The following is a 16,368-nucleotide window of genomic DNA, read 5'->3' as shown; positions in this document are numbered from 1 at the left end:
ATTAATCAGTGGAGGATGAAAAACCCCCGCCACTGATTAAAGTTTCACTTTATTTCAAAAAAATCGAACGAAATTTTCTGTTCTTGCCAATATATAGTGTACGACATAAGGAAGGAGGGGATGAAGGATGGAGAAAGAAGCTGAATATGGTTATCTTATCGAGCAGACGTTATTAGGAAATCAGGAAGCATATAGTGAACTATACGATAAAACAATTGAAGATGTGTATAAGACAGCTCACTTTTTAATAGAGGAAAAGTCGGATGTAGATGATGTTGTTCAGGAAATATATATGCAATTGTATCAATCGCTTAGTCAATTTGATCGGGGGCGCTCCTTTAGGCCATGGTTAATTGGCCTTACTGTAAGACAAATTCATTCCTATAGGAGAAAGAGATGGATGCGTCTACGGATTGTGAAAAAAGCAGAAGAACAGCGAAAACCATTTGAATTTGATTTTTCTACTGATCTTGTCAACAAGCTCTCTAATCAAGAACTTGTTACGTTGATACATAAGTTACCTTATAAGTTAAAACAAGTCATCATCCTGCGATATTTACATGATTACTCTCAAGAAGAAGTAGCAAATATTTTAGATGTACCGGTTGGAACGGTTAAATCGAGAATCCATGCAGCTTTAAAGAAATTACGGCAAAAAGAGCGAGAGGGAAATATTCTTTTAAAAGAAGTGGGGGATGCATAATGAGTCTTGAATATAAAGTAAGAGAATCTTTGCAAGAAGAGGCAAGAGGAATTGTAATATCACCGGAATTGAAAGAAAAAGTAATGAATCAAATAAAAGTAGAACGCGGAGGGAAACCAATGAAAAAACGTCTTATAACGAGTGTGTTAGCAGCAACATTACTTATTCCAACGAGTGCTTTTGCGTATCAATCTCTTGTGGCAGATGGTGTGTATGGATCATTTGATAATGTAAAGAAACATTTTGTAAATGCAACACTTCAAGGGTATATGCATGTAAATGCGAAGTTATCGCAAGCAAAAGGTGAAATGGAAGACAAAGAGTATACAGAGTTTACAACATTGTTAAAAGGACTGCTAGATGTAAAAATGAAATATGGAGATGCAAATGGTAATATTGATTACGATCAACTTTCTCAAGAGAAACAAGAGGAAATGATGAAGGCTTACATGGTTATTCAGCCGTATTTTGATAAGTTAAACGGAGAGAAATCAAGTAAAGAAGTGTTAACTTCTAAGGAATTTAAACAATATATACATGCTCAAATGACATATGAAAAAATACATGCGAAAATGAAATCAAGTGAACCTATAACGATAGATGAGGTTCCTGAAGAATATAAAGCAGAATTTCAAGAAGCAGATCATTTCATGAATTATGTCAGCGAGAGGATACATAAGTAACATATCGAATAAACTTCAAAAAAGAGTCCACGACAAGAAAAATGGACTCTTTTTTGTTACAGCGATAAATATTTTGGTCAAGATAGTAAAATCCTTATTTTGGAGTTGTTTCTGTTTGTTCTCGCTTAATCAAATAATCAATAATTCCCATAGCCCCGATTTCTAAATCGAGTTTTAGCAAGTCATAAATGGAATGTGACGATGGGACACCTTGGTTTGTAAGATGTGATGATACTTTTTCAAGTAATAAATGGGACAGCTCTTGGCTTGCTTTTTCAAAGTTTTGTTGATGTTCAAACACTTGCTTTCCTGCTTCAACAAATATTGGAAGCCAATATTCTAGCTGATTGCAAATTTCAGAAATATGAGAAGAAGCACCGTAATGACCGAAATAAATAAAATCGACATTCATATTTTGAATACGGTCTTTTGAAGCTAACATAGCTTCTGGTTGAAACTGTGTAGGAGATGTTGTTGGCAAATAAAGTTCAACACCTAGTTCGGCTAATTGACGGTAGTAAATACCAATCGTATCGCCTGTAAATATACCATTTGTTAAAGAATCATGAATGCTAATGTGATGCTTTGCATGACCTGGTGTATCGTAGAATGTCAGCGTCTGATTATTGGCAATTTGCAATGTTTCACCATCCTGTACGATGTGAACACGCTCTTCTGGAATAGGCAAAATAGGATGAAAGAGTTTATCGAATGAATCACGGTAAACAGCTTTTGCACCTTGAATGAGTTTTGTTGGATCAATCATGTGACGAGCGCCCCTGGAATGAACGAATAGCGTTGCATTTGGGCATTTTTCCATCATTAAGCCAGCAGCACCAGCGTGGTCCAAATGAACATGTGTAACAATAATATTTTTTATATCGGTCAGTTGGATATTCAACTGTTGTAATCCATCTAATAGATAAGGAACAGATGGTGAGGCGCACGTTTCAATGATCGTAATTTCATCACCGAGTAAAACATATGTACCTGTACGTTGTTCATGTTGTAAGTCGTAATCGTCGATAAGATATAGCTGTGAAGATAGTTTTTCTACTTTTTTCAAAATTATCACTCCTTGTAGGCTATTATTCTTTTATTATAAAAGAAAAGGCAGAAAACGAAACATCGTTTTCTGCCTTTATGTAATACGTTTAGTTATTTTGTTGTTTGCTAAGAGATATAATAAAGTAGCCGACAAGACCACCAATTGCTGGAACAGTAATCATTCCTGCGAGTGTGAAATATTTGCTTAAGAAAATACCGTTAACATCCATAAACCAACCTAAAACAAATAACATCATCATGTATAGTACGAAATAAAATTCGCGATTAGAAAGCTTTTCACTTTGTACAGTTTTCATTATCAACACCATCCCTTTTTTTAATAATGGAATTGAAAATGTCACAATTCAGAAGATAAAATGTCACATTTTGTTCACATCTTTATTGTAAAACTTTCCAAGGAAAATGTCTAGCAAATTGTGACGATTTTTTGAACAGAAATAAAGCGTTCTCATTAGACAATGTACACCATACATTTTATGATAGATATATGAGAGTGTATGAACTTAAGGATGAGTTAATTAGTTGTTAAAAACGTATACAAGTATAATCAATTGTAGTGCAATATTATCACAAGAAGATTGTGATTCAAACGAAGTAGGTACAATTTTCAGCACTCATAGAGAGATTTATTCGGTTTGGGCACGATTGGTTTGAAAGGTTCTTACCCATATTCAATGTGGAAGTTATAGTTGTAAATAGTGAAAGTCTTTACCTGCAAAAAGAGTTAGTGCAAGATATTGTCTCTATTCTATATGTGTTTGGCTTTCGTATATACGGGTTAAGAAAGTGCAAGGGAAAATCATAAAGGGTAAGAAAATTGAAAAAATCCTATAAGATAGAAATTAACCCTACACAAGAACAAAAATCTAAAATACATCAAACGATTGGAGTTAGTAGATTTATCTACAATTTCTACATTTCTCATAATAAAGAGGTTTATGAAAAGGAAGGTAGATTTGTAAGTGGTATGGATTTTTCCAAGTGGTTAAACAACGCATATATACCTAATAATGAGGATAAAGCATGGATAAAAAGTGTGTCGTCTAAAGCCACAAAGCAAGCCATTATGAATGGAGAAAAAGCGTTTAAAAGATTTTTTATAGGGGTTAGTGGATTTCCTAAATTTAAAAAGAAGAAAAATCAAGATGTAAAATGCTACTTCCCTAAAAATAATAAAACAGACTGGACGATTGAAAGACATCGAGTAAAAATACCTACTCTTGGCTTTGTAAGGTTGAAAGAGTACGGTTATATTCCTAAAAACGCCATTGTGAAAAGTGGAACAGTTTCTCAAAAAGCAGGGAGATATTATGTATCCATACTTTGTGAAGTAGAGGAAGCGCAAGTAAAACTAAAGCTAGAAAAAACAGGGTTAGGGATTGATTTAGGGATTAAAGATTTTGCTATTTGTAGTACTGGGGAAATTCACGGAAATATTAATGAAACAGGAAAAGTAAGAAAGTTAGAAAGAAAATTAAAACGTGAACAACGCTCTTTATCACGTAAATATGAAAATTTAAAAAAGAGGGGTGAAACATCTGCTACTAACAAAAGAGCGAATATAGACAAAAATATTCTTAGCGTACAAAAATTACATGCTCGTTTAGTAAATATTAGATTAGAGTATGTAAAGTCTGTTGTGAATAAGTTAGTGAAAACCAAACCAACGTATATCATAATAGAAGATTTGAATATAAAAGGGATGATGAAGAATAAGCATCTATCTAAAGCTGTCGCACAGCAATGTTTTTATACGTTTCAAACATGGTTATTAGCAAAGTGTAAAGAATATGGCATTGAATTACACCAAGTAGACAGATTCTATCCTTCTTCTAAATTATGTTCCTGTTGTGGTCATAAGAAAGTGGATTTAAAACTGTCTGACAGAGTATACACATGCGAGTGTGGAAATGAAATAGATAGAGATTTAAACGCATCCATCAACCTTTTACAAGCAAAAGAATATACCATACTAACTTAACTAGGGTATATATGTACGGTGGGCTACATCGGAATTAACGCCTGTGGAGAGCCATATAAACCAAAGTAGCAAGATAGTAGCGAAATGGGGTTCGTAGAAGCAGGAAAACTCTAAGAGTATACATTTGTATATGTTTTTAGTAGCAGTCGATATAATATGACAATTTATGATTTTTCTGCAAAAACAATAAAAGGAGAAGAAAAGTCGTTACGTGAATATGAAGGAAAAGTAGTATTAATTGTGAATGTTGCTAGTAAATGTGGTTTTACACCGCAATATAAAGGATTGCAAGCTTTGTATGAAAAATATGAAGATCGAGGCTTTGAAATACTAGGATTTCCATGCAATCAATTTGGAGGTCAAGAACCTGGAACAGAAGAGGAAATTACGGAATTTTGCGAGTTAAATTATGGTGTAACGTTCCCCATGTTTATGAAAGTTGATGTAAAAGGCGATAACACCCATCCATTATTTCACTATGTAACGGAGCAAGCACCAGGATTATTAGGAATGAAAGCGGTAAAGTGGAATTTTACAAAATTTTTAGTAGGGCGTGATGGTAAAGTAGTGAATCGTTTTGCACCGCAGACGAAACCAGAGCAATTAGAAAAGGAAATTGAAAAGGTACTATAGAAAGAAGAAGCTCATTTAGAAGAGCTTCTTTTTGTGTGGGACCATGCATAGATGGGATGAGTGTCTTTCAGAGTTGAAAATTGAATGTATATCAGGGACTTATATGAAATAAATTTAATTGTTAATACAGAATAGTTTTTATTTGATAATAGGAGCATTCGACAATAATATAGTAGTATAAGGATGTAGGAGGAAAATAGCTTGAAAAAACTTATTTTTACAATAGGATGTTTTTTAATTATGTTAGCTGGATGTAGTACTAGTAATTATGATGCACATGTCGAAGCAGGTATGAAAGCATTGAAAGACACGAAGTATAGTGATGCAATTATGTGGTTTGAAAAAGCCGACCAAGAAAAATCTACAGATGAAACAAAAACATATATGAAAGTTGCAAAATGGATGGAACATGGTGCGACAGCGTTAAAAGATGGAGATTATAAACAAGCGATGGAAGACTCGAATCAAGTGATAGATACAAAAAAAAATGCGACACTTGAAAAAGCTGTAAAGTTCAATGCTGAAGATATGTTGCAAAAGGCAAAAGATATAGAGAAAAAAGAAATAACGAGAGAAGAAAAGAGAAAGAAAATAGAAGAAGAAGGAATTGATAAAGCAATTAAAGCGGTAGATAGCGTTGATGAAATAAGGGAAAAACAAAAAGATATCGGAGAGTCTTTAGATAAAGCTGAAAAAGTAAAAGAAAAAATAGAGGCAAAGAAAAATTAATATGCGCGTAATAAGCAAGATGATTCTTCGTTTTGGAGATGATTGTAAATTTCTAAAAGGTTGGAATTTGAAGGAACTATAGTAAAAAGATGCTCATATAGAAAAGCTTCTTTTTACTGTGTTCATTTTACAAAAAAAAAAAGAAAAAGTTCACACGGAATACAAATGTATTCGATACAATGTGGCGGTGAGAAAAAAGCCATAAATATAATGAAAAAGTATTATACTACTGCTGTTCAGTCAGAGAGGGAGAGAAAAATGAAAGAAGCGTTAAAAAAACAATTTCAAAATATGCGCTTTCCGTTATTAGTCGCTGTTTTGATTTGGTTAAAAACATATATTGTTACGCGAACTAGTTTTGATTTAAAGCTAGAATCTACTATGCAAGAATGGATTCTGTTTATTAGTCCATTAGCGTCTTCTTTAGTGTTAGTGGGACTTGCATTATTTGCAAAGGGTCAGAAACGGAATTATATAGCTATCGTTATTAACCTTATTATGACCATTATCTTAATCGGTAATGTAATGTTTTATGGTTTTTATAATGACTTTGTTACACTTCCGGTACTAATGCAAACATCGAATATGGATGGATTAGGATCTAGTGTCAAAGCGTTGTTAAACGTTAAATTTATCTTAATGTTTTTAGATATTATCGTTTTATTTTACATTGCTAAAAAGAAGCCAAACTTTGCAAAAACAGAACGTGTTTCTGGCTCTATGAAGTCACTTTATTTATTAATCTGTATCGCCATTTTTATGGTAAACCTTAGTTTTGCGGAAAAAGAACGCCCTGAATTGTTAACTCGTTCATTTGACCGCGTGATGCTTGTGAAAAACCTTGGATTATATGTTCATCAATTATACGATCTTGGATTACAAGCAAAAACAAGTTCACAAAAGGTATTTGCGGATGGAAGTAAAATTCAAGAAGCTGAGAACTATATGAAAACAGTTAACACGAAGCCTGACCCAAATATGTTTGGTATGGCAAAAGGAAAGAATGTTATCGTTGTTTCTTTAGAATCAACGCAGTCGTTTTTAATTGATTCTAAAGTGAATGGAAAAGAAGTTACACCGTTTTTGAACCAATTTAAAAAAGAAAGTTATTATTTTGAAAACTTTTATCATCAGACAGGACAAGGAAAAACATCTGATGCCGAGTTTATGATTGATAATTCTTTATATCCGTTAGATCGTGGTTCTGTATTCTTTACGAATGCTGGAAACGAATATGAGGCAACTCCAGAAATTTTACATCAGCAAGGCTATTATACAGCTGTATTCCATGCGAATAACGCTACGTTCTGGAATCGTAATATGATGTATCCGTCTTTAGGATATGATCGATTCTACAATGAATTAGATTATAAAGTTACTCCAGAGAATAAAATAGGATGGGGATTAAAGGATAAAGAATTTTTTGATCAATCTGTGGATAAATTACAAAAGATACAACAGCCGTTCTATACTCGTTTTCTTACGTTAACGAATCATTTTCCGTTTACGTATGATGACAGCATTAAAATGATTGAACCATTTAATTCAGGTGACGAGACTTTAGATAACTATTTTGTTACAGCACGTTACGAAGACGAAGCTTTAAAACGTTTTATTGAACGCTTAAAAGAAACAGGAATATATGACAACTCAGTTATCGTATTTTACGGTGATCACTATGGTATTTCAGATAATCATAATCGTGCAATGGCACAATTCTTAGGGAAAAATGAAATTAATCCATATGACCACATGCAACTGCAACGTACACCATTATTTATTCACGTTCCAGGTCAAACAGAAGGGAAAACAATGACTGCTCCTGCTGGTGAAGTAGACGTAAAACCGACGATTCTTCACTTATTAGGAGTTGATACTTCTAATGATATTGAGTTTGGTCATGATTTATTTTCACCAGAACGCAAACCATTTGTTGTAGAACGTGATGGAAGCTTTATTACAGACAAATATATTTATTACAACAACACATTCTATAATCGTCAAAATGGCCAAATCGTTCAAGTACCAGAGCAAGAGGCGAAAGCACTTATTGATCGAGCGCAGACAGAATTGAAAATGTCCGATAGTATTATTCAAGGTGACTTGCTACGCTTCTTTGATGGGAATAAGGTAAAATCAGGAACGATCAAAACAGCTATTAAAGAAGAAAAACAATAACGAAACCCCCGATGCCTGGGAAGGCATCGGGGGTTTCGTTATTCATTAATTTTATACTTGGTAAAAAACTTCACCGAGATGAATATAAGCCCCAAAATCGCATTTTAAAATTTTACATATGTACATTATCTTTCACATGCAATACCATCACCATCTCTATCTAACTTACTACTGTAGCCAGGATTACCAGCACGTAAAGGGGCTTTTCCAGCAGCTTTTACTTCTGAGCAATTTTTATAATATACATTTTCATTGCTTTGAGCTGGAGCAGCTTGTGGTTGTTGTTTACGAGCTTGTTCCTCGGCCTGGCGTTGTTGTTCTTCTTGTTGCTTACGAGTTTGTTCCTCAGCTTGGCGTTGTTGTTCTTCTTGTTGCTTACGAGCTTGTTCCTCAGCTTGGCGTTGTTGTTCTTCTTGTTGTTTACGAGCTTGTTCTTCAGCCTCTGTCTTTTCTTTATCTGCTTCCTTTTTTTTATCGTTTTGTTCTTCTTTTTTCTTAGAAGTATCTTGTTTTTCTTTAGCAACTGGTTTTTCAATAAAAGGAGTTGCAATATTGCCTAGTATAACAGCAGATACGAATAAAATCGTAGTGAGAAGAAATTGTTTTTTAGCCATTCCTGTTTTCTTAAAAATTGATAAAATAGCTAATACTAGAAAGGAGAAAGACATAATGAGAAAAATATTTGCGAAAAAATTTAGAATCGGGTGATCAGTATGTGCAGTACTTGTTAATGATATTAATAGAAAAATAATAAAAGAAATGACTGCAAATCTACCAAATTTTATTGTTTTTCCGTTTTTCTTAAAGAATGAAATAAAACATAAAATTAGTAGAATAAGAGTAGCTAAAAATAAAATTGTACTGATTGTGTTCCAAAATGCCATTTTTATATCTCCATTTGTAAGATTTTATTTATTGATTATATAAGAATATACTGAAAAACGCATGTAATCCTGTAATAGTTAGAAAAATAAGTATGTTTATATGGAAGTATCTGTAGTTTTTTTCTGTCAAAATAAAAATAGGTTAATTTAAGCGTTGGAATTGGGAAATATATTGCTTGATTTGTTAGTGTGGTTTCATATTATAAAACATGTTTGTTCGTTTTGTTTACAAAAAATAATCGTGGTATAATTTTACAATATATGTATATGAATCAAATTTAGAGTTAAAATGAAGGGAGTATGAGATGAAATCTGAAAGTATATTACACCATTTTCAAATTTTACAACAGCAGCGACATTGTTTCTTTCAAAAAATAGAAGATATTTCAAGTGAGCAACTATGGCATCAAAAAGAAGGAAAATGGTCGATTGGAGAGCATTTATATCATTTATATTTGATTACAAGAATGCTCAAAGTTGCGACAAAACTTTCTTTTGTTCTAATTCCGTATGCAAAAATGAGAAGGAAGAAATCATTTCAAAATCAAATTCATGATATATATGCTGAATATAAAGAAAAGCATGGAAAAGGGATGAAAGCGCCTTTTATTTTAGTGCCGCCGAAAAAAGTGAGTCATGCTTTGAATAAAGAAGAGCTATTGGTATTACTGTTAAATGAGACGAATAGATTGAAAGAATTGGTTGAGAATATCGAAGAGGGTATTGCTGGACATATAATATTTTTTGATCCATTAGCCAACTACCCTAACTTAATTCAAGGTATTCACCTTTTAGCGATACATGAAGAGCATCATTATAAGCTCATTGAAAAAATTATGGTGAAATAGTTAATGAATTTGGTGCTGAAGAAATATTGTTTACTAAAGTTAATGTTGAAGGTATAGCTGTTACTTTAAAAGCGACAATACCTTGATTTAGGGCATGCGGTGAACCTGTTCTATATCTTCCACCTGAAATTGGTGTATCGTTTAACTCCAAGGAAAATTGATTTTCACGAGTGGCCATTAATTGAAATTCTGCTAAATATGTTCCTAGTGTATTAATTATAATATTTCCAGTACCTGCTATATGAGTAAAAGCAGTTCCTATTATAGGCCCATTTGTATTAAAGGTAACATTACTACCGACTGCAACTGACTGGTTAGTAGTATCAAAAGTATATAGGTAGTTTGTTAAGCCTAATCCGGCAGGTCCAGTGGCACCGGTAGAACCGGTAGGTCCAGGTGGCAAATGAGGAAGAATAATTTTATTGATATCCATAAATGGGGAATTATTGAACAAATCTTTGTTTTTTGGATCTATGTTTTCTATCAAAATCACCTCGCTTATGTGTTAAAAAAATAGTAAGATAAAATCTTTTTAATAGATATCTTATTCTTATGTTATTAAATTAATTTATTTTAGAAACAATAAATAACTAATATAGTGTATTATTGTTTAGCCTGAATTTTAACAAAATAGTTATTTGACAGAAAGGAAGGATGAGATGCCTAACGCTAGTTATCAGTACCATGTATATAACGAGCATATGAGTTTTATAGTTTCGGTTCCTGTAAAAGAGGATGAATATGCAGAGAGGTTCGCAAAACGTGTAGCCGTGGATTTTTACGATTATACAGAAGAGCAGGTACAAAATGTAAACGTGGAATTCATCGTGAGCTATCGGATAGAATCAGCAATTAATTTAAATAGGTTAAACAAAGCTTAATAAAATCCTTATTTAGGAGAAAGAGGATTAGCTAAATATACTTTAGCTTAATCCCCAACTAATAATAAAACCTAGAATGCATATGCAAGCATATAAAATACTTAAAATTATTAAAATAGCAACAGCAAATTTTTTTCCTATATTTTTTGGAGATAAAACAGCTAAAACGATTGATATAGGTAATAAAAAAATATATAAAAGTTTGTATATTTAGATGATAGATTTAAAAATACGACAATAGTTAACAATACTGAAATGAAACCAAAATACTTTCTCATTACTTTATCCTTTCTTGAAAAATGAATTTAATAATTACGATTCGATTAAAGATATATAAAACACACTATTAATATTAAGTACAAAAGTAAGAACAATGTAGGTATGATTGTGATTATGCTTCTAATCGTTGTTATCACAGTATCTGGTGTATCCATTCCTATAAGGCCACAAATAAAGGTTATTGCTGTTAATATTAGTAAAAAAAGCACTTGTTCAGTAGAACTTGAGTTACTTTCAATGTATAGGATAAATAACCCAACACAAATAAGTGAAAAAATAAAAGACAATAAGTTTAAAGTATGCTTCATGAGTGCTCCTTTATTAATATGATGCTTTTTCCCTAAATTTTAGCAGATAGTAAATGGAATTTAAACAAAATAATCCTTTTGTATATCACAGGCTTAATACGATACAAAATAATGTGTTTATTGATTGAAATTTCTTTAGAGGCTCTTCTTGTTATAAGAATGCAGAATGAATATTGTCAAGGGGAGTGATTCTTATATGTTAGGGAAATGGATGAATAAGGAGAGACAACCTAAATGTAAACATAAATATAACTTCGTTAAAGTGCAGGATAGTGAAAATTTTAAAACAGGGCAGATGGGGATAGCTAGTTTTTATAAGTGTGAAAGGTGTGGAAAAGAAAAGGTTGAATACAAATATAATAGTGATATTAATAGCGATCTTTGGAATATATAAAATATCATTGGATATAGTCCGACTGGAAAACTAGAGGACGCCAAATCATTAGAGCAGTAGCTTAATTGCTGCATAGTCATTGGTGTCTTTTTTATTTTATAAAAGGGAGCATTCTGTAAGCTTGCTTTTGCTCTTATCTTAATCACTTGATGTCGTATCGTTCGACGTGCAAAATATAAACCAACATTAGGTGAATAGGAAAAGAATAAAATTTCACATATCATATGTTGATTAGCTAAAAGGATAGTAGAAGTTAGAGCATCAATATGGGTGCTTTTGTCATATTGAGAGCATCCACTAAATCGGGTCCTCTTTTTTATTTGTAAGATTCTGTTTTATTATTTATCGAATAAACGGATTAAGAGCACGGAAAATATGGGGAATATTTTTGTGATAAAATAGATTATAGAAAGAAAAAGCACCAAAATCCCTATATTTAAGGTTTTTTGGCACTTTTATCGTTTGTATGTGCTACAAAATAAATAGATTTAAAACTGTTCATTCTTCTCCCAGGATTCAACAATGTAATGAGCAACTGTTGGATTGTAACCTTTTCCAATTAAGTATGTGATTGCAGCAATTTCTGTCATTGCGTGTGATACGGATGTATATTTTGCTTCTTTTACACCATATTCTACCCAAGGTTTAACGAGGCTTAATACGGGTTGTTTTAAGTGTTGAAATTGTGCAGCGTATTGTTGGATTTGTTGTTCAGTTGGTTCTGTTGGCATTGTAGGGCCGGCTTGAGGGAAACGTGGATTGTATTGATAGTATGGCTGTTGATCAGGATGTGATTGATAATAGGGTTGCTGCGGATAAGGCTGTTGCGAGTTATAAAACATTTTTTTTCCTCCTTCAAGATACTAGTTACAGCATATAGTATGGGCGGACAAGAAAATATGTGATGAAAAAATGAGAGCGTGTTACAATATTAAATTGGGTGAAGATATTATGAATAAACAAGAACAAATTGAAAAAACGATTACATTTGTTAAAAGCATATTGGAAAAGGATGCAAGTGGTCACGATTGGTATCATGTTGAACGCGTACATAAATTAGCGATTGCATTGTTTGAAAAAGAAGGTGGGAATCGCTTTGTTATTGAAATGGCGGCTTTACTTCACGACGTTGCAGATGAGAAGTTAAATGAGAGTGAAGAAACTGGCATGAAGAAAGTAACGGATTGGCTTGAACTATTAGGGGTTCGTCAAGAAGAGGCACGGCATATTGTTCATATTATTGCAAATATGTCTTATAAAGGTGGAAACGGCGGAACTGTGGCAACGTTAGAAGGTAAAATTGTTCAAGATGCAGATCGTCTTGATGCACTTGGAGCAATCGGGATTGCACGAACTTTTGCTTATGGAGGGGCAAAGGGCCGTTTACTGTATGACCCAAACATTCTACCGCGTGAAACGATGACGAAAGAAGAATATCGAAAAAACGATGAACCATCGCTAAATCATTTTTATGAAAAACTGTTAAAGTTAAAAGATTTAATGAATACAGTTGCAGCGAAGGAAGAGGCAGAAGAGCGTCATCGCTATATGGAACAATTTATTGATCAATTTATGAAAGAGTGGAATGCACGAATATGAGAATGTTAACAGTCGAAAATGTATCGAAATCATATGGAGACAAACCATTATTTAATGGTCTATCTTTTAGTATTGCGGAAGGGCAGCGTGCTGGTATTATCGGTGTAAATGGAACAGGGAAATCAACGCTATTAAAAATTATTGCGGGTGTGGAAATTCCAGATACAGGGGAAATGACGCATACACGTGGATATACAATTAGTTATTTATCACAGCAACCTGATTTTAAAGAAAATTTAACTGTACTGGAGCAAGTGTTTCATGGGGATACACCGTTAATTCGTCTTCTTCGTGAGTATGAGCAAACATTATTGAACTTAGAAAAAAATCCAACAAGTGAAAAAGCGCAGGAGGCATTATTTGCAGTGCAGCAGCGTATGGATGCAATGAATGCTTGGGAAGCGAATGCAAATGCAAAATCATTGCTAACGAAGCTCGGCATTACTGATTTTTCTGCAGCAGTAGGAAATTTATCGGGTGGACAGAAAAAACGCGTTGCGATGGCGCAATGTTTCATTCAAACACCAGATTTATTAATTTTAGACGAGCCGACGAACCATCTCGACCATGAAACAGTAGAATGGCTAGAAGAATATTTATCACGTTATACAGGTTCTGTTTTACTTGTTACGCATGATCGATATTTTTTAGATCGTGTAACGAACCGTATTTTTGAATTAGATAATGGTAAGTTATATAGCTATGAAGGAAATTACGGTGCTTTTTTAGAAGCGAAAGCACTTCGAGAAGAACAAGAAATGGCACAGGAAGCAAAGCGCCAAAACTTATATCGCCGTGAGCTTGCTTGGATTCGCCGCGGTGCGAAGGCGCGCTCTACGAAGCAAAAGGCACGTATCCAGCGCTTTGAAGAATTGCAACAGCAAGATGGACCAAGTGCAAAACAAAACGTGGATATTGCGCTTGGAGGCAGCCGATTAGGAAAGAAAGTACTGGAATTAAAAGATGTGACAAAAACATTTGGTGATAAAACTGTTCTTCAACATTTCCAATATATTGTGAAACCGGGAGATCGCATTGGTATTATCGGTGCGAATGGCAGCGGGAAATCTTCTCTATTAAACATGCTTGCTGGTAAAATTACACCAGACAGCGGTGAAATTGAGGTTGGACAAACGGTAAAAATCGCATATTATACGCAAGAAAATGAAGATATGAATTTAAATCAGCGTATGATTGAGTATATTAAAGAAGTAGCTGAAGTGATTCATACGACAGATGGAAAAACGATTAGTGCTTCCCAAATGTTAGAACGTTTCTTATTCGAGCCACATACACATGGTACACCGCTTAGTAAATTATCAGGTGGTGAAAGAAGAAGATTATATTTATTGCGTATTTTAATGGGAGAGCCGAATGTTTTACTTTTAGATGAGCCTACGAACGATTTGGATACGCAAACACTAACAGTGCTTGAAGATTATTTAGAAGAGTTTCCTGGTGTTGTCCTTACTGTATCGCATGATCGATACTTCCTTGATAAAATTACAGAAGAACTGTTTGTATTTGAAGGGAACGGAAACGTTCGCATCTTCTTTGGCAGCTATAGCGATTATTTAGATGAGAAAAAAGCACAAGAAGCACTGTTAAAAGCAGAAGTTCAGAAAGAAAAGAAAGTAGAAGAAGCGCCAAAACAACAAAGGAAACGTAAGCTTTCCTATAATGAACAGCGTGAATGGGAAACGATTGAAGATAAGATTGCAGAATTAGAAGCGAAAATTGAAAGTATTACAGAAGAATTAGAAAAAGTGGGTGCTGATTATACGAAAGCACAGCAACTCTCTGAAGAGCAGCAGCGAACAGAAGAAGAATTAGAACAGACAATGGAGCGTTGGAGTGAATTATCTGACATTGTTGAAGGATTAAAGTAAAAACAAGCCGCATATGTTGAAATGTAAAGGGAAAATCTTTACACTATTGGTAGAAACTATTTTAGGAGGGAAATCATGCGCACATCTAATCCAATGTTAAAAAAAGATGCGTTTCGTAAAGAAGGCGTAAGCACTTCAGCGATGACAGTCGGTGGTGCAGTTGCGAAAACGTTCATTATGCTTATTTTGTTATTAGGAACGTCAGTGTACGCATATATGCAGATGATACAAAATAAAATGCAAATGCCAGTGTTAATTGGTGCTTTAATTATTGCGGCAATTATTGCATTTGTATCGATCTTTGTACCGCGTATTTCACCGATTACAGCACCGATTTATGCAGCAGTAGAAGGGATTGTATTAGGAAGTATTTCTGCTGTATATACAATGAAATTTGGTGATTATATTATTTTACACGCAGTATTATTAACAGTTTCTATTTTACTAGCAATGTTAGTGTTATATGCAACGCGTGTTGTGAAGGTGACAGATAAGTTTCGTACGGGTGTGATGGCAGCGACGTTTGGAATTGCGATTATGTATTTAATCGTTTTAGTTTTACAACTATTTGGCGTACCAGTTCCATTTTTACATCAAGGTGGAACAATTGGTATGATTGTCAGCGCAGTTGTAATTGTTGTTGCTGCATTAAACTTAATGTTAGACTTTGATTTCATTGAAGGCGGTGCACGCGGAGGCGCTCCAAAATATATGGAGTGGTACGGTGCGATGGGTTTAATGATGACATTAGTTTGGTTATACTTAGAAATTTTACGTTTCGTTTCTTATTTTGTAAAAAATGATTAACGTACTAAAATCCTGCATGATTGTATCATGCAGGATTTCTTTTTGAAATTTTATAGAGAGAAAGTTGGCTTTTCGTAGTAAAAAATAATTTTTTACATTTTTTACTACACGTTTCGTTTTTTCTACAATAAAGAAAAAACGAAGAGGTGGCATGAACCGTATGATGAATCGAGTTGCGTTAATTGGCAGATTAACAAAAGATCCAGAGTTATTCTATACAAAACAAGGAATTGCTTATGCACGTATATGTGTTGCGGTAAATAGAGGATTTCGTAACAGTTTAGGAGAGCAACAAGCAGATTTTATTCATTGCATGATTTGGCGGAAATCAGCGGAAAATGTAACGATGTACTGTAAAAAAGGGGAACTTGTTGGTATAACAGGACATATTCATACGAGTCAATATAATAATGAGAGCGGTAAGAGAATATATAAGACAGAAGTTGTGATTGAAAGAATTACATTTTTAGAGAAGAAAAAAGAGCAAGCACCTCAGTAGGAGTC

At 33.7% G+C, this 16,368-nt stretch carries 17 protein-coding genes and 1 pseudogene; 13 read left to right on the top strand and 5 right to left on the bottom strand.

Annotated elements, in window-relative coordinates; genetic code table 11:
* Positions 1 to 127: 127 nt before the first annotated feature.
* A complete protein-coding gene (locus PLX19_RS21065) occupies positions 128 to 703 on the top strand; it encodes a sigma-70 family RNA polymerase sigma factor (protein ID WP_272190791.1) in 576 nt (191 codons plus the stop codon).
* Positions 703 to 1,386 (top strand): DUF3600 domain-containing protein, encoded by a 684-nt coding sequence (locus PLX19_RS21060; RefSeq protein ID WP_272190789.1) that lies wholly within the window; start codon positions 703 to 705, stop codon positions 1,384 to 1,386. The genes PLX19_RS21065 and PLX19_RS21060 overlap by 1 nt, the downstream gene beginning before the upstream one ends.
* 94 nt (positions 1,387 to 1,480) lie before the next feature.
* On the opposite strand, the gene PLX19_RS21055 is transcribed toward PLX19_RS21060, so the two are convergent.
* Both PLX19_RS21055 and PLX19_RS21050 read right to left on the bottom strand, forming a co-directional pair.
* Positions 1,481 to 2,452: an MBL fold metallo-hydrolase gene (locus tag PLX19_RS21055; protein ID WP_272190788.1), complete on the bottom strand. Its 972-nt coding sequence runs from the start codon at positions 2,450 to 2,452 to the stop codon at positions 1,481 to 1,483.
* 88 nt (positions 2,453 to 2,540) lie between these two features.
* Positions 2,541 to 2,762 carry a DUF3925 family protein gene (locus tag PLX19_RS21050; RefSeq protein WP_272190859.1) on the bottom strand — a complete coding sequence of 74 codons (222 nt, stop codon included), beginning with the start codon at positions 2,760 to 2,762 and terminating at the stop codon, positions 2,541 to 2,543.
* A gap of 509 nt (positions 2,763 to 3,271) precedes the next feature.
* Here PLX19_RS21050 and PLX19_RS21045 point away from each other — a divergent pair.
* The 4 genes from PLX19_RS21045 (at position 3,272) to PLX19_RS21030 (ending at position 7,975) form a co-directional block, all read left to right on the top strand.
* Positions 3,272 to 4,435 (top strand): RNA-guided endonuclease InsQ/TnpB family protein, encoded by a 1,164-nt coding sequence (locus PLX19_RS21045; RefSeq protein WP_272190787.1) that lies wholly within the window; start codon positions 3,272 to 3,274, stop codon positions 4,433 to 4,435.
* Positions 4,436 to 4,591: 156 nt separating this feature from the next.
* Positions 4,592 to 5,068 carry a glutathione peroxidase gene (locus PLX19_RS21040; RefSeq protein WP_272190785.1) on the top strand — a complete coding sequence of 159 codons (477 nt, stop codon included), beginning with the start codon at positions 4,592 to 4,594 and terminating at the stop codon, positions 5,066 to 5,068.
* A gap of 240 nt (positions 5,069 to 5,308) precedes the next feature.
* The gene (locus PLX19_RS21035; RefSeq protein WP_272190857.1) at positions 5,309 to 5,797 is read left to right on the top strand and encodes a hypothetical protein; all 489 of its coding nucleotides are present in this window, start codon (positions 5,309 to 5,311) and stop codon (positions 5,795 to 5,797) included.
* Between the two features lie 258 nt (positions 5,798 to 6,055).
* Positions 6,056 to 7,975, top strand: coding sequence for an LTA synthase family protein (locus PLX19_RS21030; protein WP_272190783.1), 1,920 nt, complete (start codon positions 6,056 to 6,058; stop codon positions 7,973 to 7,975).
* A gap of 125 nt (positions 7,976 to 8,100) precedes the next feature.
* Here PLX19_RS21030 and PLX19_RS21025 read toward each other — a convergent pair whose 3' ends face one another.
* The gene (locus PLX19_RS21025) at positions 8,101 to 8,859 is read right to left on the bottom strand and encodes an excalibur calcium-binding domain-containing protein (protein ID WP_272190782.1); all 759 of its coding nucleotides are present in this window, start codon (positions 8,857 to 8,859) and stop codon (positions 8,101 to 8,103) included.
* A gap of 305 nt (positions 8,860 to 9,164) precedes the next feature.
* Between PLX19_RS21025 and PLX19_RS21020 the strand changes: the two genes are divergently transcribed.
* On the top strand, positions 9,165 to 9,707 hold the full coding sequence (locus PLX19_RS21020) for a DinB family protein (RefSeq protein ID WP_272190781.1): 543 nt from the start codon (positions 9,165 to 9,167) through the stop codon (positions 9,705 to 9,707).
* Here PLX19_RS21020 and PLX19_RS21015 read toward each other — a convergent pair.
* Positions 9,694 to 10,200: a hypothetical protein gene (locus PLX19_RS21015; protein WP_272190779.1), complete on the bottom strand. Its 507-nt coding sequence runs from the start codon at positions 10,198 to 10,200 to the stop codon at positions 9,694 to 9,696. The genes PLX19_RS21020 and PLX19_RS21015 overlap by 14 nt on opposite strands.
* A 166-nt stretch (positions 10,201 to 10,366) precedes the next feature.
* On the opposite strand from PLX19_RS21015, the gene PLX19_RS21010 reads away from it, so the two are divergent.
* Both PLX19_RS21010 and PLX19_RS21005 read left to right on the top strand, forming a co-directional pair.
* Positions 10,367 to 10,588 carry a hypothetical protein gene (locus PLX19_RS21010; RefSeq protein ID WP_272190778.1) on the top strand — a complete coding sequence of 74 codons (222 nt, stop codon included), beginning with the start codon at positions 10,367 to 10,369 and terminating at the stop codon, positions 10,586 to 10,588.
* 783 nt (positions 10,589 to 11,371) lie between these two features.
* Positions 11,372 to 11,569: a hypothetical protein gene (locus PLX19_RS21005; protein ID WP_272190855.1), complete on the top strand. Its 198-nt coding sequence runs from the start codon at positions 11,372 to 11,374 to the stop codon at positions 11,567 to 11,569.
* Between the two features lie 488 nt (positions 11,570 to 12,057).
* Here the strand turns inward: PLX19_RS21005 and PLX19_RS21000 are convergent.
* A pseudogene (locus PLX19_RS21000) lies at positions 12,058 to 12,390 on the bottom strand (hypothetical protein); the annotation flags it as partial.
* Between the two features lie 130 nt (positions 12,391 to 12,520).
* Here PLX19_RS21000 and PLX19_RS20995 point away from each other — a divergent pair.
* From PLX19_RS20995 to PLX19_RS20980, 4 genes are all read left to right on the top strand, one after another.
* The gene (locus PLX19_RS20995; RefSeq protein ID WP_272190776.1) at positions 12,521 to 13,168 is read left to right on the top strand and encodes an HD domain-containing protein; all 648 of its coding nucleotides are present in this window, start codon (positions 12,521 to 12,523) and stop codon (positions 13,166 to 13,168) included.
* The gene (locus PLX19_RS20990; RefSeq protein ID WP_272190775.1) at positions 13,165 to 15,057 is read left to right on the top strand and encodes an ABC-F family ATP-binding cassette domain-containing protein; all 1,893 of its coding nucleotides are present in this window, start codon (positions 13,165 to 13,167) and stop codon (positions 15,055 to 15,057) included. Before PLX19_RS20995 ends, PLX19_RS20990 begins: the two co-directional genes overlap by 4 nt.
* A gap of 75 nt (positions 15,058 to 15,132) precedes the next feature.
* Positions 15,133 to 15,864, top strand: a complete 732-nt coding sequence (locus PLX19_RS20985; RefSeq protein WP_272190774.1) for a Bax inhibitor-1/YccA family protein — start codon at positions 15,133 to 15,135, stop codon at positions 15,862 to 15,864.
* A 160-nt stretch (positions 15,865 to 16,024) separates the two neighbouring features.
* Complete coding sequence (locus tag PLX19_RS20980; RefSeq protein ID WP_090995014.1) at positions 16,025 to 16,363, top strand: single-stranded DNA-binding protein; 339 nt, start codon at positions 16,025 to 16,027, stop codon at positions 16,361 to 16,363.
* The last annotated feature ends 5 nt before the right edge of the window (positions 16,364 to 16,368 follow it).

It is taken from the genome of Bacillus sp. BP-3 (genome assembly GCF_028401955.1).
Classification (GTDB): Bacteria; Bacillota; Bacilli; order Bacillales; family Bacillaceae_G; genus Bacillus_A.
This window is presented reverse-complemented; position numbering and strand designations above follow the sequence as displayed.